This is a genomic window from Pseudomonas fluorescens, assembly GCF_902497625.1.
In the GTDB taxonomy this organism is placed as follows: domain Bacteria; phylum Pseudomonadota; class Gammaproteobacteria; order Pseudomonadales; family Pseudomonadaceae; genus Aquipseudomonas; species Aquipseudomonas fluorescens_BQ.
On sequence record NZ_CABVGX010000041.1, the window covers coordinates 25,798 to 50,290 of the forward strand.

Below are 24,493 nucleotides of genomic sequence, written 5' to 3' on the forward strand. Positions count from 1 at the left end.
TCTCCTCAGGCGGCGTTCTTGAGTTTCGGGTCCAGCGCATCGCGCAGGCCGTCACCCATCAAGTTGATTGCCAGCACGCTGAGCAAAATGGTCAGACCTGGCAGACTTACCACCCACCAGGCGCGTTCGATGTAGTCGCGAGCCGAAGCCAGCATGGTGCCCCACTCAGGGGTTGGCGGTTGTACGCCAAGGCCAAGGAAGCCCAGTGCTGCGGCATCGAGAATCGCCGAGGAGAAACTCAAGGTTGCCTGAACGATCAACGGCGCCATGCAGTTGGGCAGCACGGTGATGAACATCAGGCGGGGCAGGCCGGCGCCAGCCAGGCGCGCAGCAGTCACGTAGTCGCGGTTCAGTTCGCCCATCACCGCAGCGCGGGTCAGACGCACGTACGACGGCAGGGACACCACGGCGATCGCGATCACGGTGTTGATCAGGCCAGGGCCGAGGATGGCGACAATCGCCACGGCCAGCAGCAACGACGGCAGCGCCAGCATGATGTCCATCAAACGCATGATGGTCGGGCCGAGCAGGCGCGGGAAGAATCCGGCGAACAGCCCCAGGAGGATGCCCGGTATCAGCGACATCACGACGGAGGACAAACCGATCAGCAGCGACAGGCGCGAACCTTCGATCAAGCGCGACAACAGGTCGCGACCCAATTCATCGGTGCCCAGCAGGAACTGCAGCTGCCCGCCTTCCAGCCACGACGGCGGGGTCAGCAGGAAGTCGCGGTATTGCTCGCTCGGGTCATGCGGCGCGACCCATGGGGCGAAGATCGCGCAGAACACGATCAGGGTCATGAACATCAGGCCGGCAACGGCGCCTTTGTTCTTGGAGAAGGCTTGCCAGAATTCTTTGTACGGGGACGGGTACAGCAGGCTTTGATCGACTGCTACCGCTGGATTTTGAGTTGAAGCTGGAGTGGTCATGGTCATGATCTCAGCGCTGATGACGGATGCGTGGGTTGGCAAAGCCGTAGAGGATGTCCACTACGAAGTTGACCAGAATCACCAGGCAGGCGATTAGCAGGATGCCGTTTTGCACCACGGGGTAATCCCGCGCGCCAATGGCTTCTATCAGCCATTTACCGATGCCGGGCCACGAGAAAATGGTCTCGGTCAGTACCGCACCGGCCAGCAGCGTACCGACTTGCAGGCCGACCACGGTCAGTACCGGAATCAATGCGTTGCGCAGACCGTGCACGAAGACCACGCGCGATGGCGACAGGCCTTTGGCGCGGGCGGTGCGGATGTAGTCTTCGCGCAGCACTTCGAGCATGGAGGAACGGGTCATCCGCGCAATCACCGCCAGCGGGATGGTGCCGAGCACGATGGCCGGCAGGATCAGGTGGTGCAGCGCATCGAGGAACGCGCCCGGCTCATCGGCCAGCAGCGTGTCGATCAGCATGAAGCCGGTGCGCGGCTCGATGTCGTAGAGCAAGTCGATCCGCCCGGACACCGGAGTCCAGCCCAGCGATACCGAGAAGAACATGATCAGGATCAGGCCCCACCAGAAGATCGGCATCGAATATCCCGCGAGGGAGATGCCCATTACCCCATGGTCGAACAAGGATCCTCGCTTGAGTGCCGCGATCACCCCGGCCAGCAGGCCCAGAATGCCGGCGAACAGCAGCGCGGCCAGGGACAGTTCCAGGGTCGCGGGGAACAGAGAGCTGAATTCATTCCAGACGCTTTCACGCGTGCGCAGGGACTCGCCAAGATCGCCTTGCGCCAGTTTGCCAATGTAATCCAGGTATTGGGCGTACAACGGTTTGTTGAGACCAAGGCGTTCCATTGCCTGAGCATGCATCTCGGGATCGACCCGACGTTCGCCCATCATCACTTCCACGGGGTCGCCGGGAATCATGCGAATCAACGCGAAAGTCAGCAGGGTGATGCCGAAAAACGTGGGGATCAACAGCCCCAGTCGGCGGGCAATAAAACTAAACATCGTGTGGTGTACCTCATCAGCCGGTTAGGCGTGCCTGGCGTCCCTGGTGTCAGAGACGCCGGGAGTTTTCTTATCTACTTCACCTGGGTGGTGGCGAAGTTATTAGTGGTGAGGGGACTAATGTGATAGCCCTCTACGTTGTTGCGCATTGCGGTGAACATTCTAGTGTGTGCGATGCTGATCCATGGTTGATCCTGGTTAAAAATCACCTGGGCCTGCTCGTACAGGGCTGCACGTTCTGCCGGATCGACCTTGGCGCGGGCTTGATCCAGCAGGGTTTGAAACTTGTCATTGCACCAGCGCGCGTAGTTTTCGCCGTTCTTCGCCGCTTCGCAACTGAGCATAGGCGTGAGGAAGTTATCCGGGTCACCGTTATCGCCCGCCCATCCGGCAGACACCATATCGTGCTCACCGTTCTTCGCACGTTTAAGCATTTCTCCCCATTCCATCACGCGGATGTCGACTTTGATCCCGACTTTGGCCAGGTCGGCCTGCATCATTTGCGCGCCGAGCATCGGGTTCGGGTTGGTGGGACCGCCACCGTTACGGGTAAACAGGGTTAACACCGTGCCTTCAGGAACGCCGGCTTCTTTCAACAGGGCGCGGGCCTTGTCCAGATCACGTGGCGGGTTTTTCAGGCTGTGGTTGTAGCCGAGCAGGGTGTCCGGGAACGGATTGACCGCCACGGTTGCATTGCCTTTGCCAAACAGGGCGTTGACTGCCGCTTCCTTGTCGAAAGCGATGTCGATGGCTTTGCGCACGCGCACATCGCTCAGGTACTTGTGCGTGGTATTCATCGCGATGTAGGCGACGGTCATCGCATTCAATTCATCGACTTTCAGCTTGTCGTCTTTCTTGATGCTCGGGATGTCATCGGGTTTTGGATACAGCGCGACCTGACATTCGTTGGCCTTGAGCTTTTGCAGGCGGACGTTGTTGTCGGTGGCGATTGCCAGGATCAGGGCTTCAGCCGGTGGCTTGCCACGGAAATATTCCGGGTTGGCCTTGAAGCGTACCTGCGCGTCTTTGTTGTAGCGCTGGAAGATGAACGGACCGGTGCCGACCGGTTTGTTGTTCAGGTCACCGGTCTTGCCGGCCTTGAGCAACTGATCGGCATACTCAGCGGAGTAGATCGACGAGAACGCCATGGCGATGTCTGCCAGGAACGGCGCTTCGCGGCGGGTCAAGGTGAACTTGACCGTGTTGTCGTCTACCTTCTCGACACTTTTCAGCAGTTCTTTGAAGCCCATGCTTTCAAAGTACGGGAAGCCGACGCTCGACAGTTTGTGCCACGGGTGATTCGGGTCCAGCTGACGCTGGAAACTCCAGACCACATCGTCGGCGTTCATGTTGCGGGTCGGCTTGAAATATTCTGTGGTGTGAAACTTGACGCCTTGGCGCAGGTGGAACGTGTACGTCAGACCGTCTTCACTGATGTCCCAGGAGTCAGCCAGCGCTGGAATGACGTCGGTAGTGCCCGGCTTGAAGTCGGCCAGACGGTTGAAGATGGTCTCGGCCACTGCATCGGCTGTGACTGCAGTCGTGTACTGGACCATGTCGAAGCCTTCCGGGCTGGCTTCGGTGCACACCACCAGCGGTTTGGCCGAGACGCCGACCGCCACACTCAGCAGCGCGGCCGCGATGGCGGCACGTAGGGGAAGCATTTTCATCAAGAACCCTCTGCAATCGGTTGAAGGACAAAAGCCGAACGGCCGATTCATCTCTGAATCAGCCGCTCGGCAAAGGTCTTACAGAATGTTGAACGGGATGGTGGTTACGAGACGAAACTCATTGATGCTGCCATCGGACTGGTTCTCGCTGGCACGGTGAGCGGTGTAGGTGGCGCGTACGGTCGTGGCCTTGAGCGGGCCGCTTTGCACAGCGTATGCGGCGCCGATACCGTATTCATAATGGTGCTCGCCATCCTGGGACTGGATGCCATCGTAGCCTTTGTCCGCCACGCCTTTGTTACCGGTGTAGTGAGTGCCGTCGATGCCCCAGCCGCGCGCCTGGTAGATGTTGAACTTCAGGCCCGGCACGCCGTACTCAGCCATGTTCAGACCGTAGGCGATCTGGAACGATTTCTCGTTCGGGCCGTTGAAGTCGGACAGCAAGGAGTTGGCCAGGTAGATGCCGTTGGTTTCGTTGAGGTAGTCGAAGTATTCGTTACCGTTCACTTCCTGATACGAGAAGGTCAGGCTATGGGCCTGGTGGGTCAGGCCGAACGACAGAGAGTAGGTGTCGTTGTCGATGTCGCCGATCAGCGCTTTGCCTTCTTCCTGAGTCTTGTAGTAGTTAAAGCCGGTGGTCAGGCTCAGCACCGAGCTGTCACCCAGCACGTGAGTGGCGCCGAAGTAGTACTGGTTCCAGATATCTTCGGCCTGGGTTGCCCACAGGCTGGTGGTCAGGCTGGCGAATGGCGTGTAGGTGATGCCGCCGGTGTAGATGTGATCAGCTTCTGCACGACCGTTTGCGTACTCGGTGCGGAATTTGCGCAGGCTTTGCTCGGTACGCGGGGAGACGCGGTCGAAAGTCGCGGCGTCAAACGTCAGGTTTTCCAGCTCCGCTACATTGAGACTCACACCCTGGAAACTCGAAGGCAGTGCACGGTTGCCGATAGTGTCGACTTGCGGGCTGCTGTAGCTCTGGCGGCCAGCGGTCAGGGTAGTGCCGGAGAAACGCGCCTTGACGTTGGCCAGGCCCAGTTTGCTCCACTGGCCGACGGCGTCGCCGCCTTTTTCGGTCAGCGTACGGTTGTTGCCAGACGCAGGGCCGGTCTTCGGAGCGCCACCATTACCGGAAGCCATGTTCTCGCGATCACGTTCCAGCGCAACGGCGTTGTACGCCGCTACTTCAGTGCTGAAACCAACAGTCCCTTCGGTGAAGCCCGAGTTGTACTTGAGAATGGTGCCCTGGACCCAGTTAATGCGGCGATCAGTCTCTGCAAGCGAGCCATTTTTGGTGTAGGCAAATTTGCCGCCACGCTTGAGCTGCTCGTTCGCATACCAGTTGCGCGTAGTACCGGTGATCGATTGACCCTCGACGAAGCCGGTGGCTTCGCTTTGCGCGCTTTTTTCCTTGACGGTCACCGGGGTGAACGCCTGGCTTTGAGTTTCTGCGTAAGCGGTTGCGGTAATGCTGCTGATGGCCAGGGCCAATAACGCGGTGCTGCTCAGTTTCATGGGTGAAGCTCCTTGGTTTCTTTTTTTATTGCCGGTCTTCTTGGGTGATCCGGCTATTGGTGTGGAACTCTTCAGGCATCGCAAACGTTTGCTTGATGCCACAAAGACAATTTGCGGCAACACGCTTGCGTGAGGGCGCAATGCGCCCCCGGCGTTTTAACTAACGGTTATTTTTCCAGGCTGACACCGGAGAACACGTTGCGTCCGAAAGGACTCACTTTGAATCCCTCGACTTTGGCGCTCAATGGCTGGTTGACCGTCGAGTGCGCAACCGGTGTGATCGGTACTTGCTGCTTGAGGTACTGCTGCGCCTGTTTGTAAAGCACGGTGCGCTGGTCGCGGTCGGTAACGACTTTGGCCTGCTTGATCAACTTGTCGTAAGCCGGATCGCACCACATGGAGTAGTTGTTGCCGCCAATGGCGTCGCAGCTATAGAGCGTGCCGAGCCAGTTGTCCGGGTCCCCATTGTCACCGGTCCAGCCAATCAGGCTGACGTCGTGTTCGCCATTCTTGGTGCGTTTGATGTATTCGCCCCATTCGTAGCTGACGATCTTCACCTTGAGGCCGATTTTCGCCCAGTCCGCCTGCAGCATCTCGGCCATCAATTTGGCGTTCGGGTTGTATGGCCGTTGCACCGGCATCGCCCACAGGGTGATCTCGGTGCCTTCCTTGACGCCGGCAGCCTTGAGCAATTGCCTGGCTTTTTCCGGGTTGTAGGCAGCGTCCTTGATCGTCTCGTCGTATGACCATTGCGTCGGTGGCATGGCGTTGACGGCCAGTTGGCCGGCACCCTGGTATACCGCGTTGAGAATGCCTTGCTTGTTCACGGCCATGTCCAGCGCCTGACGCACTTCAAGCTGATCGAATGGCTTGTGGCGCACGTTGTAAGCGATGTAGCCGAGATTGAAGCCGGGCTTCTCGATGAGCTTGAGTTTGCTGTCGTTCTTCAACGCAGTGACATCGGCCGGGCGTGGGTGCAGTGTGATCTGGCACTCGTTGGCCTTGAGCTTTTGCACGCGTACAGAAGCATCGGTGTTGATCGCGAAAATCAGGTTGTCGAGCTTGACCCGGCTCGGATCCCAGTACTGCTGGTTGCCGGTGTAGCGGATGTTGGAGTCTTTCTGATAGCTCTTGAACACGAACGGTCCAGTGCCGATCGGCTTCTGGTTGATGTCGCTCGGTTTGCCTTCGGCCAGCAGCTTGTCGGCATATTCGGCGGACAGGATGGCGGCGAAGCTCATGGCGATGTTCTGGATGAACGCAGCGTCGACGCTGTTGAGTGTCATGACCACGGTCAGCGGCCCGGTCTTTTCGACCTTGGCAATGTTCTTGTTCAGACTCATTCCGTTGAAATACGGGAACTCGGTCGGGTAAGCCTTACGGAAAGGTTGTTGCGGATCGAGCATGCGGTTAAACGTGAACAGCACGTCGTCGGCGTTGAAGTCACGGGTCGGCGTGAAGTACTTCGTTGTGTGAAATTTCACACCTTCGCGCAGATGGAAAGTGTATTTGAGGCCGTCCTCGGAAATGTCCCAGCTTGTCGCCAGGCCAGGCACGACGTTGGTTGCACCCTTTTCAAATTCGGCCAGGCGGTTGTACAGCGGCTCGGCGGCATCGTTATCGGTTGCCGTCGTGTACTGCGCAGTGTCGAAACCTGCAGGGCTGCCTTCAGAGCAGAACACCAGGCTGTTGTTGGCGGCCTGGCTGATAGAAGTGACGGCCAGCAGGCCGGTGCCCAGCAATGCGGAAAAAACCAGGGAATGGCGCATGTCGCTCTCTTATTCAGTGTTTTGACAATGTGCTGACGTTTGGTCCGAAGACACAGTCGGCACCATTGATTTCAAGCCATGGCACGCAGCGAAAAATCGAGATCCACACATGCACTGGTCAGATCCCGACGGTATGAACCAAGAGGTCTGGCAGTAAATGGGAAAGGTCCGAAGGACTTGTGGGAAAAGGCGACGCACCCTAAATCCGGTTGACTTCCTGGCGGATTTGGGAGTAGGCGCATTCCTACATTCTCGATAGAAACAGCAACGGCGACGTCATGAACGCCGCCGTTGCCCTGTCTTATTTGCTAACGCTGACGCCGTAGAAAGAGTTCAAGCCAAACGGGCTGATCTTGAAATCCTGCACGTTGTTACGCATGGGTTGGAACACCGTCGAGTGAGCGATAGGTGTCATTGGCACAGCGTCCTTGAGAACGTGTTGCGCCTGTTTGTAAAGCTCAGTGCGTTTGCCCTGATCCGAGGTGCGTTTGGCTTGTTTGACGATGTCGTCAAACTTCTTGTCGCACCATTTGGAGAAGTTGTTGCCTTCCAGCGAGTCGCAGCCGAACAGCACGTTGAGCCAGTTGTCCGGGTCACCGTTGTCACCGCTCCAGCCAATGATCATGGCTTGGTTTTCGCCGCCTTTGGAACGCTTGATGTACTCGCCCCATTCATAGCTGGTGATCTTCACGTTCAGGCCGATTTTCTTCCAGTCGGACTGTAGCATTTCAGCCATCAGCTTCGCGTTCGGGTTATACGGACGCTGTACCGGCATCGCCCACAGAACGATTTCGGTGCCTTCCTTGACGCCGGCTTCCTTGAGCAGCTGTTTGGCTTTCTCAGGGTCGTACTTGGCATCTTTGATGGTGGTGTCGTAGGACCACTGGGTCGGTGGCATGGCGTTGACGGCCAACTGGCCCGCGCCCTGGTAAACCGAATCAATGATCTGCGGCTTGTTCACGGCCATGTCCAGGGCCTGACGAACGCGCAGGTCCGCCAGCGGGTTTGGCTCGTTGCTGCCCTTCACCTTGTCCATCACGTTGTAGGCGATATAACCCAGGTTGAAACCTGCCTGCTCAGGCATTTTCAGAGTCTTGTCTTCTTTCAATCCCTTCAGATCGGCCGGGCGCGGGAACAGAGTCACCTGGCACTCGTTCTTCTTCAGTTTCTGGATGCGCACCGACGGGTCGGTGGTGATGGCGAAGATCAGGTTGTCGATCTTGACGTCTTCAGGCTTCCAGTAGTCCTTGTTGCCGGTGTAACGGATGTTGGAGTCTTTCTGGTAGCTCTTGAATACGAACGGACCCGTACCGACCGGCTTCTGGTTGATGTCCGCAGTCTTGCCATCCTTGAGCAGCTGGGCAGCGTACTCGGCAGATTGCAGCGAAGCGAAGCTCATGGCCATGTTCTGGATGAACGCAGCGTCGACGTCTTTCAAGATGAATTTGACGGTGTGGTCGTCGATTTTTTCGATATTGGTGATGTTGGTGTCCATCCCCATATCGGTGAAATACGGGAATTCAGTCGGGTACGCTTTGCGGAACGGGTCATCCTTGTTAATCATGCGATTAAAGGTGAACAGCACGTCGTCGGCGTTGAATTCGCGAGTGGGCTTGAAGTACGGGGTGGTGTGGAACTTGACGCCTTCACGCAGGTGGAAGGTGTACGTCAGGCCGTCATCGGAGATATCCCATTTGGTCGCCAGACCAGGAATCACGGCGGTGCCGCCGCGCTCGAACTGGGTGAGGCGGTTGAACATGGTTTCTGCAGAGGCGTCGAAGTCGGTTCCGGTGGTGTACTGACCAGGATCGAAACCGGCCGGGCTCCCTTCGGAGCAAAACACCAGGTTAGTCGCCGCTTGGGCGAAAGGTGCGCTGGCTAACAAGCTCGCGCCGACTAAAAACGGAATGACCGCGTGTTTAAGCATGGTGGCCTCATGATTTGTTGTCATTTTTGGAATTAGAGGACGACCTCGTGAGTCGTGCCTGCGGATACTTATGCAGGGGCCATACCCAATGCAAGTTCCAGAGCGGCTGTGGGCCTTAAACAGTGGCACGCACGTACCTTAATGTCGCATATCTATAAATTTTGGCGCATTTGACCGTTTGCGCGGGTTTTTTTCGGTGCAACCTGTGCGCCTGGGAGGGGCAACCGAGTTAGCACATGCACTGTGATGGCGCGGGGTGTTACTTATTTATACCTTGGCGGGGGTGGGGTTTTACTCTTTTTTGAGCGTGGTGGGCTGGGGGGCCTGGTAGCCGACCGGGGGGGTGTTTTTTGGTGGGTATATCCGTTTTATTGGTGATGGCGGATATTGGTTTCGCCCTTACGCCGAGTCACTTGGAAGAGCCTACGCGGCCCGGCACCAAGTAACCGAAATCTTCAACGGCAGCGCCCTCTTCAATCTCAACCGTGCAAAAAAAACGGCGATCACCTCGGTGATCGCCGTCCTGTCATGCGGATCATGAAATCAAGGCATCAACACTTCAATGGACCCATCCGCCGTCATGCTGACCTGACTGGTGCCCGCTTCAACTTCAGGAGTGACCGGGGCGGCATCCATGCTGGCCGCTTTCATCATCATCGGCCCGCGCATATAAGGTTGTGGATAACCGTTGCTGTTCAAGTTCAGGTTGACGATTTTGTAGCTCTTGCCGCCGAGTGCATCGGTGGCCAGTTGCGCGCGGGCCTTGAAGGCGCTGACCGCTTCTTTGAGCAGTGTGTCTTCGCTGGCTTTGCGGGTTGGCGTGGCGATGGCGAAGTCCATGCCGCCCATTTTCAGGTCGGTGAGCAGTTCGCCGGTCAGTTTCGACAGGGCGGCGAAGTCGGAGCTTTCCAGGCGCAGTTCGGAGCGCTCGCGCCAGCCGGTGATTTTCTGGCCCTTTGTGTCGTAGATCGGGTAGCTGTTGCGGCTGCCCTGTCGCAGGGTGATGTCTTTGACTTGCTTGGCCTGGGCCAAGGCTTTGTTCATGGTGGTGCTGACGTCGGCAGCGAGCTTGGCTGGGTCGGTATTTTGCTCTTCGGTGTAAAGCGTCACGATCATCAGGTCGCGCGCGACTTCCTGGCTGACTTCGGCGCGCAGGGAAATCTGGTTGTAATGAAGCTCATCGACGGCCAGGGCCGGGAGGCTGGCGACGGTGCCAGCGCTGAGTGCAAGAAGGGCGGCGCTGCGGCGGAAACTGTGCATGAAAACTCCTTGGACATTGCGCAGGGGTAAGGTCCGAACCTGCGTCAAAAACCATCAGACTCTAGCCTTATTGATCCGGTTCGCCCAGTTACAACTTCCATACAAACTCTCATGACCCCTGTAGCAGCTGCCGAAGGCTGCGTCCGAGCGCGCAGCGGTCGTAATCCTGAACACTGCTCAGTTCTGCAAAACACACGACGCCATGGCGACCGCTGCGCGCTCGGACGCAGCCTTCGGCAGCTGCTACAGAGGACTGTGTTGCCGGAGGGCTGTGGCCGTTTGCCGCACTTTTGCCTGCCAACCCCCGCGCTTGGTTATACTCCCTGCGATCCGCCTGGAGCGCTCATCAGGAGAGCTCATGCTCGCCCCCATTCAAATCACTTCCGCGACTCGCCAGAACCTCTGGCGGCTGACCTTCATCCGCACCTTGGTGCTGGCCGCTCAGGCCGGTTCAGTGGGGCTGGCTTACTGGCTCGATTTGCTGCCGCTGCCCTGGTTTCAACTGGCCGCGACCCTGGGCTGTTCGATGTTGCTGTGCGCGTTCACCGCGATTCGCCTGCGCACCAGTTGGCCGGTCACCGAGCTTGAATACGCTGTGCAACTGGCCTGTGATCTGTTTATCCACAGCGCGCTGCTGTATTTCTCCGGTGGATCGACCAACCCGTTCGTCTCTTATTATCTGGTGCCGCTGACGATCGCTGCAGTAACGCTGCCTTGGCGTTATTCGGTGATCCTCTCGGGCATCGCGCTGACGATGTACACCTTGCTGCTGGCGCGCTTCTACCCGCTGCAGACTTTTCCGATCGCCCGCGAAAACCTGCAGGTCTACGGGATGTGGTTGAGCTTCGCACTGGCTGCCGCCGTTATCACTTTTTTTGCTGCCCGCATGGCTGAGGAGTTGCGACGTCAGGAAGAGCTGCGCGCCATTCGTCGCGAAGAGGGGCTGCGCGACCAGCAATTGCTCGCCGTCGCGACCCAGGCCGCAGGCGCCGCCCATGAGTTGGGCACGCCGCTGGCGACCATGAGTGTGCTGCTCAAAGAGATGCGTCAGGACCACCACGACCCGTTGTTGCAGGACGACCTGAGCGTGCTGCAGGATCAGGTCAAACTGTGCAAGGAAACCTTGCAACAATTAGTGCGCGCGGCCGAGGCCAATCGTCGTCTGGCCGTGGAAATGCAAGACGTCACCGACTGGCTTGACGAAGCGCTGAACCGCTGGCACCTGATGCGTCCGGAGGCCAGCTACCGCTTTCAATGCCTCGGTCAGGGGACCCTGCCGCGCATGGCGCCGCCGCCGGACCTGACCCAGGCACTGTTGAATCTGCTGAACAACGCCGCCGACGCCTGCCCCGACGGGTTGCAGGTAACGCTTGACTGGAATGCCGAAGACTTGACCATCAGCATTCGCGATCACGGCGCCGGCGTGCCATTGGCCATTGCCGAACAGATCGGCAAACCGTTTTTTACCACCAAGGGCAAAGGTTTCGGCCTGGGCCTGTTTTTGAGCAAAGCCAGCGTGACACGCGCCGGCGGCTCAGTGAAACTCTACAGTCATGAGGAAGGCGGCACGCTCACCGAGCTGCGCCTGCCCCGTGTCGCCCGAGGAGACGAACATGAGTGACGAGATCCAGACCGAAGGTGAAGAACTGCCGCATTTGCTGCTGGTAGATGACGACGCCACGTTCACCCGGGTGATGGCCCGCGCCATGGCTCGCCGTGGTTTTCGCGTCAGCACCGCTGGTTCCGCCGAAGAAGGCCTGACCATCGCCCAGGCTGACATCCCCGATTACGCCGCCCTCGACCTGAAAATGGATGGCGATTCGGGTCTGGTGCTGTTGCCGAAACTGCTCGAACTTGATCCGGAAATGCGCGTGGTGATCCTCACCGGTTATTCGAGCATCGCGACCGCCGTCGAAGCGATCAAACGTGGCGCCTGCAATTATCTGTGCAAACCGGCCGATGCCGATGATGTGCTGGCCGCATTGCTTTCCGAGCATGCTGACCTCGACACGCTGGTGCCGGAAAACCCGATGTCGGTGGACCGCCTGCAGTGGGAGCACATTCAACGCGTTCTGACCGAGCACGAGGGCAATATTTCCGCCACTGCCCGTGCCCTCGGCATGCACCGCCGTACATTGCAGCGCAAACTGCAGAAGCGCCCGGTCCGACGCTGAACCTGCGCTGAACGAATGCCGCTCACGTCTCGCGACAATCCGAACCGATCATCTATGATCGGTTCGTGTGTGATCCCATCCTTATCGAGCTCTTTCCATGAATCAGAACGCTGAGTATTCTGCGGTCAACGATCGCGTGCGCGGGGATTTTTTTCGCAAAGTCTGGGCCATGACCACGCCTTACTGGCGCAGCGAAGAGAAGGGCAAGGCATGGACGTTGCTGATCGCGGTGATCGCGCTGTCGTTGTTCAGCGTGGCCATCTCGGTGTGGGTCAACAGCTGGTACAAGGACTTTTACAATGCTTTGCAGAACAAGGATGAAAGCGCGTTCTGGCAGTTGATTCTGTATTTTTGCGGCATTGCCACCGTGGCGATTCTAGGGGCGGTGTACCGGCTATACCTGACCCAGATGCTGACCATCCGCTGGCGGGCCTGGCTGACCGAAAAGCACTTTGCCCGCTGGCTGGGCCACAAGAATTATTACCAGTTGGAGCAAGGCGGTTATACCGATAACCCGGACCAGCGGATTTCCGAAGACCTCAACAAGTTTACCGCCAATACCCTGGGTCTGGGCCTGGGATTGATCCGCAATTGCGTGAGCCTGGTGTCGTTCTCGATTATTTTGTGGGGCGTGTCTGGCAGCATCGAAGTGTTCGGCTTCACCATTCCCGGTTACATGTTCTGGTGTGCGCTGATCTACGCCGCGGTCGGCAGTTGGCTGACGCACTTGATCGGTCGTCGCCTCATCGGGCTGACCAACAATCAACAACGCTTCGAAGCGGACCTGCGGTTCTCCATGGTGCGAATTCGCGAGAATGCCGAAAGCATCGCGCTGTACAACGGCGAACCCAACGAAAACCGTCGACTGAGCCATCGTTTCGGCCTGGTCTGGCACAACTTCTGGGACATCATGCGCGTGTCCAAGCGTCTGACTTTCTTTACGTCCGGCTATGGCCAGATCGCGATCATCTTCCCCTTCATGGTGGCCGCGCCGCGCTATTTTACCGGTAAAATCGAGCTGGGCGAGCTCATGCAGATCAACTCGGCTTTCGGTAACGTGCAGGAGAATTTCAGCTGGTTTATCAGCGCGTATCAAGACCTCGCCGAATGGCGCGCCACTTGTGATCGTTTGCTGAGTTTCCGCCAGGCGATGACTGATAACGAAGAGCGTGCACCGGCGATCGATGTGCAGAATGCCGGTGCTACGTTGCAGGTTCAGAACCTGGGGCTGGACCTGGCCGATGGCCGTCATCTGCTCACCCACGCAGACATGACCGTAGAGGAGGGCGAGCGAGTGATGCTCAGCGGTCGTTCCGGCAGCGGCAAGTCAACCCTGCTGCGCGCTATGGGGCATTTATGGCCGGCGGGCCATGGCAGCATCCGTCTGCCGGCAGCGCGGTATCTGTTCCTGCCGCAAAAGCCTTATCTGCCCATTGGCACGTTGCGCGAAGCATTGAGTTATCCACAGGCTGGCGATACTTACCCGGACGAGCGTTACCTCCACGTTTTGGAAACCTGTCGCCTGCCGCACTTGCTGCCGCGTCTGGATGAGGCCAACCACTGGCAACGGATGTTGTCGCCCGGTGAGCAACAACGTCTGGCTTTCGCCCGGGCGCTGCTGTTTGCCCCGCAGTGGCTGTACATGGACGAAGCCACTTCGGCGATGGATGAAGAAGATGAAGCAAGCTTGTATCAAGCGTTGATCGATGAAATACCGGGGCTGAGCATTGTCAGTGTCGGCCATCGAAGCAGTTTGAAACGATTCCATCCGCGGCACGTGCGCATTGAAAACGGTCACTTGATTGACCAGACCATAATCGCCTGAATCACCGCAGTTCTGTCTGGTAGAACTGTTGTGGCAAGGGGCTCGTGCGGCAAAGGGGCTCGTGTCGCAAGGGGCATGTGTGGCGTGGCGGCATGTGTGGCAAGGGGGTGTGGCAAGGGGTGTGTGTGGCAAGGGGGTGTGGCAAGGGGTGTGGCAGGGGGTGTGTGTGGCAAGGGGTGTGCGTGGCGAGGGGGCTTGCCCCCGTTCCAGTGCGCAGCACTGGCAAGGTCTTGTAAACGTGCGAGATCTGGCGCCCCTCCGCCACCCGACGGGGGCAAGCCCCCTCGCCACATAAATCTGCGCTGCAGGAGGCGGGTGATCGTACAACCGCGTTGAGCTATGATGCACTTTCAGCCGAATTCTCGAGACAGACGTTCACCATGGAAAACCCGATCGACGTGCCACGCCTCCCTCGCAAGCGCCGCAGTCTCGCACAGGAATTGGTGACGGTGCTGTCCGAGCAGATTCGCGACGGCCAACTCAAGCGTGGCGACAAGTTGCCCACCGAGTCGGCGATCATGGATGCCCACGGCGTCAGCCGCACCGTGGTGCGCGAAGCGATTTCCCGTTTGCAGGCGGCAGGGCAGGTGGAAACCCGCCATGGCATTGGTACCTTTGTGCTGGATACGCCGAGCCCGAGTGGTTTCCGTATCGACCCGGCCACGGTGGTCACCTTGCGTGACGTGCTGGCGATTCTGGAACTGCGCATCAGCCTTGAAGTGGAATCCGCCGGGCTCGCCGCGCAACGCCGCAGCCCCGAGCAGTTGGCTCTGATGCGCGCGGCGCTGGATGCTTTGAACGAAAGCGCGGCCCATGCGAGCGACGCGGTGGCTTCGGACTTCCAGTTTCACCTGCAGATTGCCCTGTCGACCGGCAACCGCTACTTCACCGACATCATGACTCACCTCGGGACCAGCATCATTCCGCGTACGCGCCTCAACTCCGCGCGTCTGGCCCATGACGACCAGCAACACTACATGGGTCGCCTGAGCCGTGAGCACGAGGAAATCTACGACGCGATTGCCCGCCAGGATTCCGATGCCGCCCGCGCGGCAATGCGCTTGCACCTGACCAACAGTCGCGAACGTCTGCGTCATGCGCATGAAGAGGCCGAGGCGCAGCGGGGCTAAAGGGAGTAGCAGTGATCGCTCTCACGCAGAACGTGGGAACGATCATTGTGCAACGCTTCCATCAAGCTCTGATATGCAGCAGCACAGGCGCCGAGTACGGTTCCAGGCTCGACGCGTCAGCGAATTTGTAACGTAATTCGATTTCCATATTGCGGTAATCCTCCAGCACCGCTTTCGGGATTTTCAGCTCGATGCCTGTGAGTTTCACCGCGTCATCAATTCGGTCGTTCCAATACCCCGCAGGCTCCTCGGTACCCGTCCAGTCAGGGTCGTCTGGATCCATTCCGAGGATTGGGTACACATCCCAATTAGGCGCGATGTCCTTGTGATCCGGCACCTCGAGGATCAAGTCATCCTCCAGCATCGATAAGCTGATAACGGCCGACTGGTCGAGTTCATCAATGGTGAATCCGGTGAGGGTCGGTGACAGGAAATCCATCTTCAATACACTCCGTGCGAAGTTCCACGATCCATTCGTGGCGGGGGCCTCAACTTTACGGGGCGATTTCAGGGTTTGCCGAAATGGAGTTTGACCAGGCATTTCTGGAGCGCATCGCCGCAGCCGAACCCGGAATTCACGCGAAAAAATCATAGTGAACGATGCAAATTTCACCCCCAGCGATGAAATGCAGTTGACGGTTTTTTTTTAAGTTGTACGATGACCTACAACTTCGGCGCAGGCTGATGGTTTATCTACCACACACAAACAACAACGTAGCTACTCAGGGTGTTCGAATAATGAATCCACAAGAACTGAAGTCCATCCTCTCTTCCGGTCTGCTGTCTTTCCCGGTTACCGATTTCGATGCTCAGGGCGATTTCCATCGCGCAGGCTACATCAAGCGTCTCGAATGGCTGGCCCCATACGGCGCCTCGGCTCTGTTCGCCGCTGGCGGCACCGGTGAGTTCTTCTCCCTGGCGGCCAGCGAATATTCGGAAATCATCAAGACTGCGGTCGACACTTGCGCCACCAGCGTGCCGATTCTGGCTGGCGTTGGTGGCTCGACCCGCCAGGCCATCGAATACGCACAGGAAGCCGAGCGCCTGGGCGCCAAAGGCCTGTTGCTGCTCCCGCATTACCTGACTGAAGCCAGTCAGGACGGCGTTGCCGCTCACGTTGAGGCCGTGTGCAAATCGGTAAAAATCGGTGTGGTGGTTTACAACCGTAACGTCTGCCGCCTGACCGCGCCGCTGCTGGAGCGCCTGGCCGAACGCTGCCCGAACCTGATCGGCTACAAGGACGGTCTGGGCGATATCGAATTGATGGTGTCGATCCGTCGTCGCCTCGGCGATCGCTTCAGCTACCTCGGTGGTTTGCCGACCGCTGAAGTCTACGCCGCTGCCTATAAGGCGCTGGGCGTGCCGGTGTACTCCTCGGCGGTGTTCAACTTCATCCCGAAAACCGCAATGGATTTTTACCACGCCATTGCCCGCGAAGATCACGCTACCGTCGGCAAGATCATCGACGACTTCTTCCTGCCTTACCTGGACATCCGTAACCGCAAGTCGGGCTACGCGGTGAGCATCGTCAAGGCCGGGGCAAAAATCTCCGGCTATGACGCCGGTCCTGTGCGCGCACCGCTGACCGATCTGACTGGCGAAGAGTATGAAATGCTCGCCGCGCTGATCGACAAGCAAGGTGCGCAGTAACACACCCGATTAAACAAGGCCGCTGAGTGATCAGCGGCCTTTTGCGTAAGGAGATTGTTGTGGCTGATACAAAGCGTTTCGATAACTACATCAACGGCGAATGGGTTGCGGGCAGTGATTATTGCGCCAACATCAACCCGTCCGAATTGAGCGACACCATCGGCGACTACGCCAAGGCTGACCTGACTCAGGTCCACGCGGCCATCGACGCCGCCCGCGCTGCGTTCCCGGCCTGGTCCACTTCGGGTATTCAGGCGCGTCACGATGCACTGGATAAAGTCGGTACGGAAATCCTCGCCCGCCGCGAAGAACTTGGCACCTTGCTGGCCCGGGAAGAGGGCAAGACCCTGCCTGAGGCCATCGGTGAAGTGACCCGCGCCGGTAACATTTTCAAATTCTTCGCTGGTGAAACCCTGCGCCTTTCCGGCGACTATTTGCCGTCGGTGCGCCCAGGTGTAAACGTTGAAGTGACCCGCGAAGCATTGGGCGTGGTTGGCCTGATCACCCCGTGGAACTTCCCGATCGCGATCCCGGCATGGAAAATTGCCCCGGCCCTGGCCTACGGCAACTGTGTTGTGCTCAAGCCCGCCGATCTGGTCCCCGGTTGCGCCTGGGCGCTGGCGGAAATTATCTCCCGCGCAGGCTTCCCTGCCGGCGTGTTCAACCTGGTAATGGGCAGCGGTCGCGTGGTTGGCGATGCGTTGGTGCAGAGCCCGAAAGTCGACGGCATCAGCTTCACCGGTTCCGTGGGCGTTGGTCGCCAGATCGCCGTCAGCTGTGTATCGCGTCAGGCCAAGGTTCAGCTGGAGATGGGCGGCAAAAACCCGCAGATCATTCTTGACGACGCCGACCTCAAGCAAGCGGTCGAGCTGTCGGTTCAGAGCGCGTTCTACTCCACCGGCCAGCGTTGCACCGCTTCCAGCCGCTTTATCGTCACCGCCGGGATTCACGACAAATTCGTCGAAGCCATGGCCGAGCGCATGAAGTCGATCAAGGTTGGCCACGCGCTGAAAGCCGGCACCGATATCGGCCCGGTCGTCTCACAGGCGCAGCTTGATCAGGACATGAAATACATCGACATCGGCCAGTCCGAAGGTGCACGTCTGGTCAGTGGCGGTGGTCTGGTGACCTGCGATACCGAAGGCTACTACCTGGCGCCAACGCTGTTTGCCGACAGTGAAGCGGCGATGCGCATCAGCCGTGAAGAGATCTTCGGCCCGGTGGCCAACGTGGTTCGCGTGGCGGATTACGATGCGGCACTGGCCATAGCCAACGACACTGAATTCGGTCTGTCGGCGGGCATCGCCACCACCTCGCTGAAGTACGCCAACCACTTCAAACGCCACTCCCAGGCCGGGATGGTGATGGTCAACCTGCCGACGGCGGGCGTGGATTACCACGTGCCGTTCGGTGGGCGTAAAGGTTCCTCTTATGGATCCCGCGAGCAAGGTCGCTACGCGCAAGAGTTCTACACGGTTGTAAAAACCTCCTACATCGGCTCGTAACCCGCTGCACCGCGGTGTCGGGCATATCGCCAAACACCGCAAATCCCTGTAGGAGCTGTCGAGTGAAACGAGGCTGCGATCCCTTGATCTTAAAAGCTCGCAGCCTCGTTACACTCGACAGCTCCTACGGAGGATGGACCTGTTTCACCCGCGCATAAAAATAATTTGTGGGAGTACATTTACATGCAATCCACCCAAAAGCCGACTCACGTCCGCTATTTGATCCTGCTCATGCTTTTTCTGGTGACCACGATCAATTATGCCGACCGGGCGACTATCGCCATCGCCGGTTCCAGCCTGCAAAAAGACCTCGGCATTGACGCGGTCACTCTCGGCTATATCTTCTCTGCATTCGGTTGGGCTTACGTGGCCGGGCAAATTCCCGGCGGCTGGCTGCTTGACCGTTTCGGTTCGAAAAAAATCTACGCGCTCAGCATCTTCACCTGGTCACTGTTCACCGTGCTGCAGGGTTATGTCGGCGAGTTCGGCATGTCCACCGCGGTGGTTGCGCTGTTCATGCTGCGCTTCCTGGTGGGTCTGGCCGAAGCGCCATCGTTCCCCGGTAACGCACGCATCGTCGCCGCCTGGTTCCCCACCGCCGAACGCGGCACAGCGTCAGCGATTTTCAACTCGGCGCAATACTTTGCCACCGTGTTGTTCGCACCGCTTATGGGCTGGATCGTCTACAGCTATGGCTGGCAGCACGTGTTCATCGTCATGGGCGTGATCGGCATCATCTTCTCGGGCATCTGGCTGAAAGTGATCTACAGCCCGCGCCAGCACCCGATGATCAACGAAGCCGAGTTCAAGCACATCGCCGACAACGGCGGCATGGTCGACATGGACCAGGACAAAGGCAAAGGTGCCAAGGCCGACGGTCCGAAGTGGGACTACATTCGCCAGTTGCTGACCAACCGCATGATGCTGGGCGTTTACCTGGGCCAGTACTGCATCAACGGCATCACCTATTTCTTCCTGACCTGGTTCCCGGTGTACCTCGTGCAGGAACGCGGCATGACCATCCTCAAGGCCGGTTTCATCGCCTCATTGCCGGCGATCTGCGGCTTCATCGGCGGTGTGCTCGGCGGGGTCATTTCCGACTACCTGCTGCGCAAAGGCCATTCCCTGACCTTCGCCCGCAAGGCGCCGATCATTGCCGGTTTGCTGGTCTCCAGTAGCATCGTCGCCTGCAACTACGTGGACGTTGAGTGGATGGTGGTGGGCTTCATGGCACTGGCCTTCTTCGGCAAAGGCGTAGGCGCACTGGGTTGGGCGGTGGTGTCCGACACTTCGCCAAAACAGATCGCCGGCCTCAGTGGCGGCCTGTTCAACACCTTCGGCAACATCGCGTCGATCACCACGCCGATTGTCATTGGCTACATCATCAGCTCCACCGGTTCGTTCAAATGGGCGCTGGTATTCGTCGGTTGCAACGCGCTGGTCGCGGTGTTCAGCTACCTGGTGATCGTCGGCCCGATCAAACGTGTCGTGCTCAAAGAGCCGCCAAGCGCCGGCCCCGAACTGAGCAAATTATCTGAAGCACATTCCTGAGGAGCGGCGTCATGCAGTTGATTGAACATTCTGACTCGCCGCGCTACATCCGCCTGCACGAGCGGGACAACGTAGTGATTGTGGTCAACGACCAGGGCGTGCCGGCCGGCACTGAATTCCCAGACGGCCTTGTGACCGTGGATTTCGTGCCGCAGAGCCATAAAGTCACGCTGGAAGATATTCCCGAAGGCGGCCAGGTGATTCGTTACGGCCAGACCATCGGCTATGCGTTGCAGCCGATTCCACGCGGCAGCTGGGTCAAGGAAGATCAACTGCGCATGCCGACCGCGCCGCCGCTGGACAGCTTGCCGCTGTCCACCGAAGTGCCGGCGGCGCAAGCTCCGCTCGAAGGTTTCACGTTCGAGGGTTTCCGCAACGCCGACGGCACCGTCGGTACGCGCAATATTCTTGGCATCACTACGACCGTTCAGTGCGTCACCGGCGTGCTCGATCATGCCGTCAAGCGGATCAAGGATGAATTGCTGCCGCTATACCCTAATGTCGATGACGTGGTGGCCCTGACCCACAGCTACGGTTGTGGCGTGGCGATCACCGCCACCGATGCGTACATCCCGATCCGCACCGTGCGCAACCTGGCGCGCAACCCGAATCTGGGTGGCGAAGCGCTGGTGATCAGCCTGGGCTGCGAGAAATTGCAGGCCGGGCAGGTCATGCACGAAGGGGACAGCTCGGTAGACCTCAGTGATCCGTGGCTGTATCGCCTGCAGGATTCCAGTCACGGCTTCACCGAAATGATCGAACAGATCATGCAGCTGGCCGAAACCCGTTTGAAGAAACTCGATCAGCGTCGCCGGGAAACCGTGCCGGCGTCCGAGCTGATTCTTGGCATGCAATGCGGCGGCAGCGATGCGTTTTCCGGCATCACCGCCAACCCGGCGCTGGGCTACGCCTCGGACCTGTTGCTGCGGGCCGGCGCGACGGTGATGTTTTCCGAAGTGACCGAAGTGCGCGATGCGATCTACTTGCTGACGTCGCGGGCCGAAACCGAGGAAGTCGCGCAGGAGCTGGTGCGCGAAATGGACTGGTACGACCGTTACCTGGCCAAGGGTGAAGCGGATCGCAGCGCCAACACTACGCCGGGTAACAAGAAGGGCGGGTTGTCGAACATTGTCGAGAAGTCGTTGGGTTCGATCGTCAAATCCGGCAGCAGCGCGATCAACGGGGTGCTTGGCCCTGGTGAACGGTTCAAGCGCAAAGGGCTGATTTTCTGTGCGACGCCGGCCAGTGATTTTGTCTGCGGGACCTTGCAACTGGCGGCCGGGATGAACCTGCATGTGTTCACCACCGGGCGCGGTACGCCTTATGGCTTGGCGATGGCGCCGGTGGTAAAGGTCTCGACCCGCACCGAACTGGCGCAGCGCTGGCCGGACCTGATCGACATCGACGCCGGTCGGATTGCCACCGGGCGGGCGTCGATCGAGGATCTGGGCTGGGAGTTGTTCCACTACTATCTGGAGGTAGCGAGCGGCAAGAAGCAAACATGGGCTGAGCAGCATAAGCTGTATAACGACATTACGTTGTTCAATCCGGCGCCGATCACCTGACACTGAGTCGCCTGCTTCGCGAGCAGGCTCGCTCCCACAGGAATTTTCGTCGTGCGCAGATTGTGTGTTTTACGCAGGACAAATGTGGGAGCGAGCCTGCTCGCGAAAGCGGTCTAACAGACGCCGAAGGGCTGAGTGGCATATCATTAGCCCCCTAACGACGCTCACCCAAGGTGATCCCCGGCATGCTGGCTATTTTCCTCGAAACCCTGAACATCACCGCGCCGGTGTTTGCCATGCTGTTTTTGGGTGTGCTGCTCAAGCGCATCAACTGGATCAACGACAACTTCATCCACACCGCGTCGTCCCTGGTGTTCAACGTCACCATGCCGGCGTTGTTGTTTCTGGGCATCCTGCATGCCGACCTGCACGCAGCATTGCAACCGTCGCTGCTGATCTATTTCTCGCTCGCCACGCTGGTGTCATTCGCCATTGCCTGGGGCTGGGCGATCTGGAAGTGCCCTCGCGAGGATCGCGGGATTTACACCCAAGGCGCCTTTCGCGGCAACAACGGTGTCATCGGCCTGGCCCTCGCGGCGAGCATGTATGGCGATTACGGCATTTCCCTCGGCGCGATCCTCGCGGCGTTGGTCATCCTGTTCTACAACACGCTCTCGACCATCGTCCTGGCGGTGTACAGCCCGGTGATCAAGTCAGACCCGTGGAGCATCTTCAAAAGCGTGATGATCAACCCGCTGATCATCAGCGTTCTGGCGGCGGCGCCGTTTGCTTATTTCAAGATTGGTTTACCGGGTTGGCTGGAGACGTCCGGGCAATACCTGGCGCAAACCACGCTGCCCTTGGCGCTGATCTGCATCGGCGGCACGTTGTCACTGGCGGCGATGCGCAAGAGTGGCTCGATGGCGCTCAGTTCAAGCCTGGTGAAGATGATCGGTTTGCCGGTGCTGGCGACGCTGGGTGCGTGGCTCTGGGGGTTTCGCGGGGCGGAGCTGGGCATTTTGTTTCTGTATTTCGGCAGCCCGACGGCGGCCGCGAGTTTCGTCATGGCCCGGGCAGCGAATGGCAATCATGAGCTGGCGGCAGCGATTATCGTGATCACCACGTTGATGGCGGCGATCACGACCAATATCGGGATCTTTTTGTTGCAATGGGGTGGGTGGATATAGCGTCAGAATTTGTAGTGTTCTTTCGGGCCTCATCGTCGGAATGCCGGTCTGACGGTTACCCAATAAGCCGGCGAGTTACTCCGGCTTCTGATAACTATCGATCACTTCCTGCGCCGCGCGAAACGCATCGATCGCCGCGGGCGCGCCTGCATACACTGCGCAATGCAGCAGCGTTTCGCGAATCTCTTCAACTGTGCAACCGTTATTCAATGCGCCGCGCACGTGGCCTTTCAGTTCCTGAGGGCACTTCAACGCGGTCAGCGCGGCGAGGGTGATCAGGCTGCGGGTTTTCAGCTCCAGGCCTTCGCGATTCCATACGCTGCCCCACGCGTGCTCGTTTACCCAATCCTGCAATGGCTGTGTGAATTCGGTGGCATTGCCCAAGGCGCGATCGACAAAAGCATCGCCCATCACTTGGCGACGGACTTCAACCCCGGGTTTTTTATTGTCGGTCATGGCGATTCTCTTTTGTGGTGTTGGCGACGCCAGGCGCGCAGCGATGTAAACAGCAGAAAGGCCACCAGCGCCGGCAGGACGAAAAACAGCATCAAATGTTCAAGCTTGCCCGCCAGCGGCATGCCGGTGGTGAACGACACCACGTGCAGCCCATACGCCAGATACAGACCCAGAAACAGTAAGCCTTCGGCGCGCGTGACCCGATAACCGGAATAGAACACCGGCAGGCACAATACCGCGACACCGAGCATGACGGGCAGGTCGAAATCCAGCGCGTTCGGCGAGACCGACAGCGGTGACGGCGCGACCAGTGCAGTCAGCCCTAGCACCCCCAGCAGGTTGAACAGATTGCTGCCGATCACGTTGCCCACGGCGATATCCCGCTGCCCGCGCAACGCCGCGATCAACGAGGTGGCCAGTACCGGCAACGAGGTACTGACCGCCACGATTGTCAGGCCGATGATCCGCTCCGAAAGACCCAGATCGGAGGCGACCGACACCGCCGCACCCAGCAGCAAATGCCCGGCGTATACCAGCATCGCCAGCCCCACAACGATCGTCAACAGGCTGCGCAACCACGGTATTTGCCGCTTTTCATCGTGAGACGGCGGCCGCGACGAGTGCTGCGACTGGCGCAGGAGTAAACCGAGATACAACACCAGCGCTGTCAGTAACAGCATGCCGTCGGTGCGCGTCAGCTCCTCATTCCAGGCCAGCACGAACACCAACAGGCTGGCGCCGATCATCAGCGGGATATCCAGTCGCACCAATTCTCGCGACACCCGCAGCGGGATGATCAACGCCGAGAGCCCCAGCGTGACGAGGATGTTGAAAATGCTGCTGCCGATCACGCTGCCGACCGCGATGTCCGCGTTATGGGCCAGTGTGGCTTGCAGACTGACCGCCATCTGCGGCGCGCTGCTGCCCAAGGCGACAATCGTCAGACCGATGATCAGCGGCCGCACGTGCAGGCGCGCGGCCAGGCGCACAGCGCCGCGTACCATCAGTTCGGCGCCGGCAATCAGTAACAGCAAGCCGCCGAGCAACTCGATCACGCTGATCAGGGGTAAATCGGCAAGTCCGAAAATAGTCGGGGCTCCATGGGTTAATCGAGGGCTTGCACGCGAACCCGTGCGGTGCCGCTTCTGAGCATACCCAGTTGTTCGGCGGCTTCGTGGGAAACATCGATCAGCCGTCCGCGAGTATGCGGCCCGCGGTCGTTGATGCGCACCACGCAGGACCTGTCGTTATTCAGATTGGTGACCTTCACCCGGGTGCCGAATGGCAACTGGCGGTGGGCGGCGGTCAAGGCATTCTTGTTGAAACGCTCGCCACTGGCCGTGCGTTTGCCATGGTGTTTGGCGCCGTAATAGGAGGCGGTGCCGGTCTTGTTGTAACCGTGGGGGTCGATGATGTCCGTGC

At 58.9% G+C, this 24,493-nt stretch carries 20 protein-coding genes; 9 read left to right on the forward strand and 11 right to left on the reverse strand.

The features are described 5' to 3' along the window. Positions 1–5: 5 nt before the first annotated feature. The 7 genes from F8N12_RS21325 to F8N12_RS21355 form a co-directional block, all read right to left on the reverse strand. The gene (locus F8N12_RS21325) at positions 6–935 is read right to left on the reverse strand and encodes an ABC transporter permease subunit (RefSeq protein WP_412072159.1); all 930 of its coding nucleotides are present in this window, start codon (positions 933–935) and stop codon (positions 6–8) included. 4 nt (positions 936–939) lie between these two features. Next, on the reverse strand, positions 940–1,950 hold the full coding sequence (locus F8N12_RS21330; protein WP_150582165.1) for an ABC transporter permease subunit: 1,011 nt from the start codon (positions 1,948–1,950) through the stop codon (positions 940–942). Positions 1,951–2,024: 74 nt separating this feature from the next. Further along, entirely contained in the window at positions 2,025–3,620 is a 1,596-nt protein-coding gene (locus F8N12_RS21335) for an ABC transporter substrate-binding protein (RefSeq protein WP_150582166.1), read from the reverse strand. Between the two features lie 78 nt (positions 3,621–3,698). Then, complete coding sequence (locus tag F8N12_RS21340; RefSeq protein WP_150582167.1) at positions 3,699–5,132, reverse strand: OprD family porin; 1,434 nt, start codon at positions 5,130–5,132, stop codon at positions 3,699–3,701. A 167-nt stretch (positions 5,133–5,299) separates the two neighbouring features. Then, positions 5,300–6,901 carry an ABC transporter substrate-binding protein gene (locus F8N12_RS21345; RefSeq protein ID WP_150582168.1) on the reverse strand — a complete coding sequence of 534 codons (1,602 nt, stop codon included), beginning with the start codon at positions 6,899–6,901 and terminating at the stop codon, positions 5,300–5,302. A 301-nt stretch (positions 6,902–7,202) separates the two neighbouring features. Next, complete coding sequence (locus F8N12_RS21350; protein WP_150582169.1) at positions 7,203–8,828, reverse strand: ABC transporter substrate-binding protein; 1,626 nt, start codon at positions 8,826–8,828, stop codon at positions 7,203–7,205. 543 nt (positions 8,829–9,371) lie between these two features. Continuing rightward, positions 9,372–10,088 (reverse strand): SIMPL domain-containing protein, encoded by a 717-nt coding sequence (locus F8N12_RS21355; RefSeq protein ID WP_150582170.1) that lies wholly within the window; start codon positions 10,086–10,088, stop codon positions 9,372–9,374. A 358-nt stretch (positions 10,089–10,446) separates the two neighbouring features. On the opposite strand from F8N12_RS21355, the gene F8N12_RS21360 reads away from it, so the two are divergent. From F8N12_RS21360 to F8N12_RS21375, 4 genes are all read left to right on the forward strand, one after another. Next, positions 10,447–11,709, forward strand: coding sequence for an ATP-binding protein (locus F8N12_RS21360; protein WP_150582171.1), 1,263 nt, complete (start codon positions 10,447–10,449; stop codon positions 11,707–11,709). Then, positions 11,702–12,262 carry a response regulator transcription factor gene (locus F8N12_RS21365; protein ID WP_150582172.1) on the forward strand — a complete coding sequence of 187 codons (561 nt, stop codon included), beginning with the start codon at positions 11,702–11,704 and terminating at the stop codon, positions 12,260–12,262. The genes F8N12_RS21360 and F8N12_RS21365 overlap by 8 nt, the downstream gene beginning before the upstream one ends. Positions 12,263–12,359: 97 nt before the next feature. Then, the gene (locus F8N12_RS21370; RefSeq protein ID WP_150582173.1) at positions 12,360–14,087 is read left to right on the forward strand and encodes an ABC transporter ATP-binding protein/permease; all 1,728 of its coding nucleotides are present in this window, start codon (positions 12,360–12,362) and stop codon (positions 14,085–14,087) included. Positions 14,088–14,467: 380 nt separating this feature from the next. After that, positions 14,468–15,217 (forward strand): FadR/GntR family transcriptional regulator, encoded by a 750-nt coding sequence (locus F8N12_RS21375; RefSeq protein ID WP_028623926.1) that lies wholly within the window; start codon positions 14,468–14,470, stop codon positions 15,215–15,217. Between the two features lie 61 nt (positions 15,218–15,278). Here the strand turns inward: F8N12_RS21375 and F8N12_RS21380 are convergent, their stop codons facing one another. Then, a complete protein-coding gene (locus tag F8N12_RS21380) occupies positions 15,279–15,656 on the reverse strand; it encodes a hypothetical protein (protein ID WP_150582174.1) in 378 nt (125 codons plus the stop codon). Positions 15,657–15,955: 299 nt separating this feature from the next. Here F8N12_RS21380 and kdgD point away from each other — a divergent pair, with 299 nt between their 5' ends. From kdgD to F8N12_RS21405, 5 genes are all read left to right on the forward strand, one after another. Continuing rightward, positions 15,956–16,867: a 5-dehydro-4-deoxyglucarate dehydratase gene (gene kdgD, locus F8N12_RS21385; protein ID WP_150582175.1), complete on the forward strand. Its 912-nt coding sequence runs from the start codon at positions 15,956–15,958 to the stop codon at positions 16,865–16,867. 59 nt (positions 16,868–16,926) lie between these two features. Further along, a complete protein-coding gene (locus F8N12_RS21390; protein WP_150582176.1) occupies positions 16,927–18,372 on the forward strand; it encodes an aldehyde dehydrogenase family protein in 1,446 nt (481 codons plus the stop codon). 183 nt (positions 18,373–18,555) lie between these two features. Further along, positions 18,556–19,923 (forward strand): MFS transporter, encoded by a 1,368-nt coding sequence (locus F8N12_RS21395; RefSeq protein WP_150582177.1) that lies wholly within the window; start codon positions 18,556–18,558, stop codon positions 19,921–19,923. A gap of 11 nt (positions 19,924–19,934) precedes the next feature. After that, complete coding sequence (garD, locus tag F8N12_RS21400) at positions 19,935–21,488, forward strand: galactarate dehydratase (RefSeq protein ID WP_150582178.1); 1,554 nt, start codon at positions 19,935–19,937, stop codon at positions 21,486–21,488. Between the two features lie 185 nt (positions 21,489–21,673). After that, positions 21,674–22,615 (forward strand): AEC family transporter, encoded by a 942-nt coding sequence (locus F8N12_RS21405; protein ID WP_150582179.1) that lies wholly within the window; start codon positions 21,674–21,676, stop codon positions 22,613–22,615. Positions 22,616–22,690: 75 nt separating this feature from the next. Here F8N12_RS21405 and F8N12_RS21410 read toward each other — a convergent pair whose 3' ends face one another. From F8N12_RS21410 to F8N12_RS21420, 3 genes are read right to left on the reverse strand one after another with little or no spacing between them, the layout of a single operon-like run. Beyond that, positions 22,691–23,071, reverse strand: coding sequence for a carboxymuconolactone decarboxylase family protein (locus tag F8N12_RS21410; RefSeq protein WP_150582180.1), 381 nt, complete (start codon positions 23,069–23,071; stop codon positions 22,691–22,693). Beyond that, the gene (locus F8N12_RS21415) at positions 23,068–24,126 is read right to left on the reverse strand and encodes a calcium/sodium antiporter (protein WP_150582181.1); all 1,059 of its coding nucleotides are present in this window, start codon (positions 24,124–24,126) and stop codon (positions 23,068–23,070) included. Before F8N12_RS21415 ends, F8N12_RS21410 begins: the two co-directional genes overlap by 4 nt. Positions 24,127–24,176: 50 nt before the next feature. Further along, positions 24,177–24,485, reverse strand: a complete 309-nt coding sequence (locus tag F8N12_RS21420; RefSeq protein ID WP_224787736.1) for a septal ring lytic transglycosylase RlpA family protein — start codon at positions 24,483–24,485, stop codon at positions 24,177–24,179. Between the last annotated feature and the right edge of the window lie 8 nt (positions 24,486–24,493).

Bases quoted from the DNA above. Each gene is read 5' to 3' on its own strand.
- F8N12_RS21375 (WP_028623926.1), top strand. From the start codon at position 14,468: ATGGAAAACCCGATCGACGTGCCACGCCTCCCTCGCAAGCGCCGCAGT.
- F8N12_RS21395 (WP_150582177.1), top strand. From the start codon at position 18,556: ATGCAATCCACCCAAAAGCCGACTCACGTCCGCTATTTGATCCTGCTC.
- F8N12_RS21325 (WP_412072159.1), bottom strand. From the start codon at position 935: ATGACCATGACCACTCCAGCTTCAACTCAAAATCCAGCGGTAGCAGTC.
- F8N12_RS21405 (WP_150582179.1), top strand. From the start codon at position 21,674: ATGCTGGCTATTTTCCTCGAAACCCTGAACATCACCGCGCCGGTGTTT.
- garD (WP_150582178.1), top strand. From the start codon at position 19,935: ATGCAGTTGATTGAACATTCTGACTCGCCGCGCTACATCCGCCTGCAC.
- F8N12_RS21365 (WP_150582172.1), top strand. From the start codon at position 11,702: ATGAGTGACGAGATCCAGACCGAAGGTGAAGAACTGCCGCATTTGCTG.
- F8N12_RS21380 (WP_150582174.1), bottom strand. From the start codon at position 15,656: ATGGATTTCCTGTCACCGACCCTCACCGGATTCACCATTGATGAACTC.
- F8N12_RS21410 (WP_150582180.1), bottom strand. From the start codon at position 23,071: ATGACCGACAATAAAAAACCCGGGGTTGAAGTCCGTCGCCAAGTGATG.
- F8N12_RS21370 (WP_150582173.1), top strand. From the start codon at position 12,360: ATGAATCAGAACGCTGAGTATTCTGCGGTCAACGATCGCGTGCGCGGG.
- F8N12_RS21350 (WP_150582169.1), bottom strand. From the start codon at position 8,828: ATGCTTAAACACGCGGTCATTCCGTTTTTAGTCGGCGCGAGCTTGTTA.
- F8N12_RS21330 (WP_150582165.1), bottom strand. From the start codon at position 1,950: ATGTTTAGTTTTATTGCCCGCCGACTGGGGCTGTTGATCCCCACGTTT.
- F8N12_RS21355 (WP_150582170.1), bottom strand. From the start codon at position 10,088: ATGCACAGTTTCCGCCGCAGCGCCGCCCTTCTTGCACTCAGCGCTGGC.
- F8N12_RS21340 (WP_150582167.1), bottom strand. From the start codon at position 5,132: ATGAAACTGAGCAGCACCGCGTTATTGGCCCTGGCCATCAGCAGCATT.
- F8N12_RS21360 (WP_150582171.1), top strand. From the start codon at position 10,447: ATGCTCGCCCCCATTCAAATCACTTCCGCGACTCGCCAGAACCTCTGG.
- F8N12_RS21345 (WP_150582168.1), bottom strand. From the start codon at position 6,901: ATGCGCCATTCCCTGGTTTTTTCCGCATTGCTGGGCACCGGCCTGCTG.
- kdgD (WP_150582175.1), top strand. From the start codon at position 15,956: ATGAATCCACAAGAACTGAAGTCCATCCTCTCTTCCGGTCTGCTGTCT.
- F8N12_RS21335 (WP_150582166.1), bottom strand. From the start codon at position 3,620: ATGAAAATGCTTCCCCTACGTGCCGCCATCGCGGCCGCGCTGCTGAGT.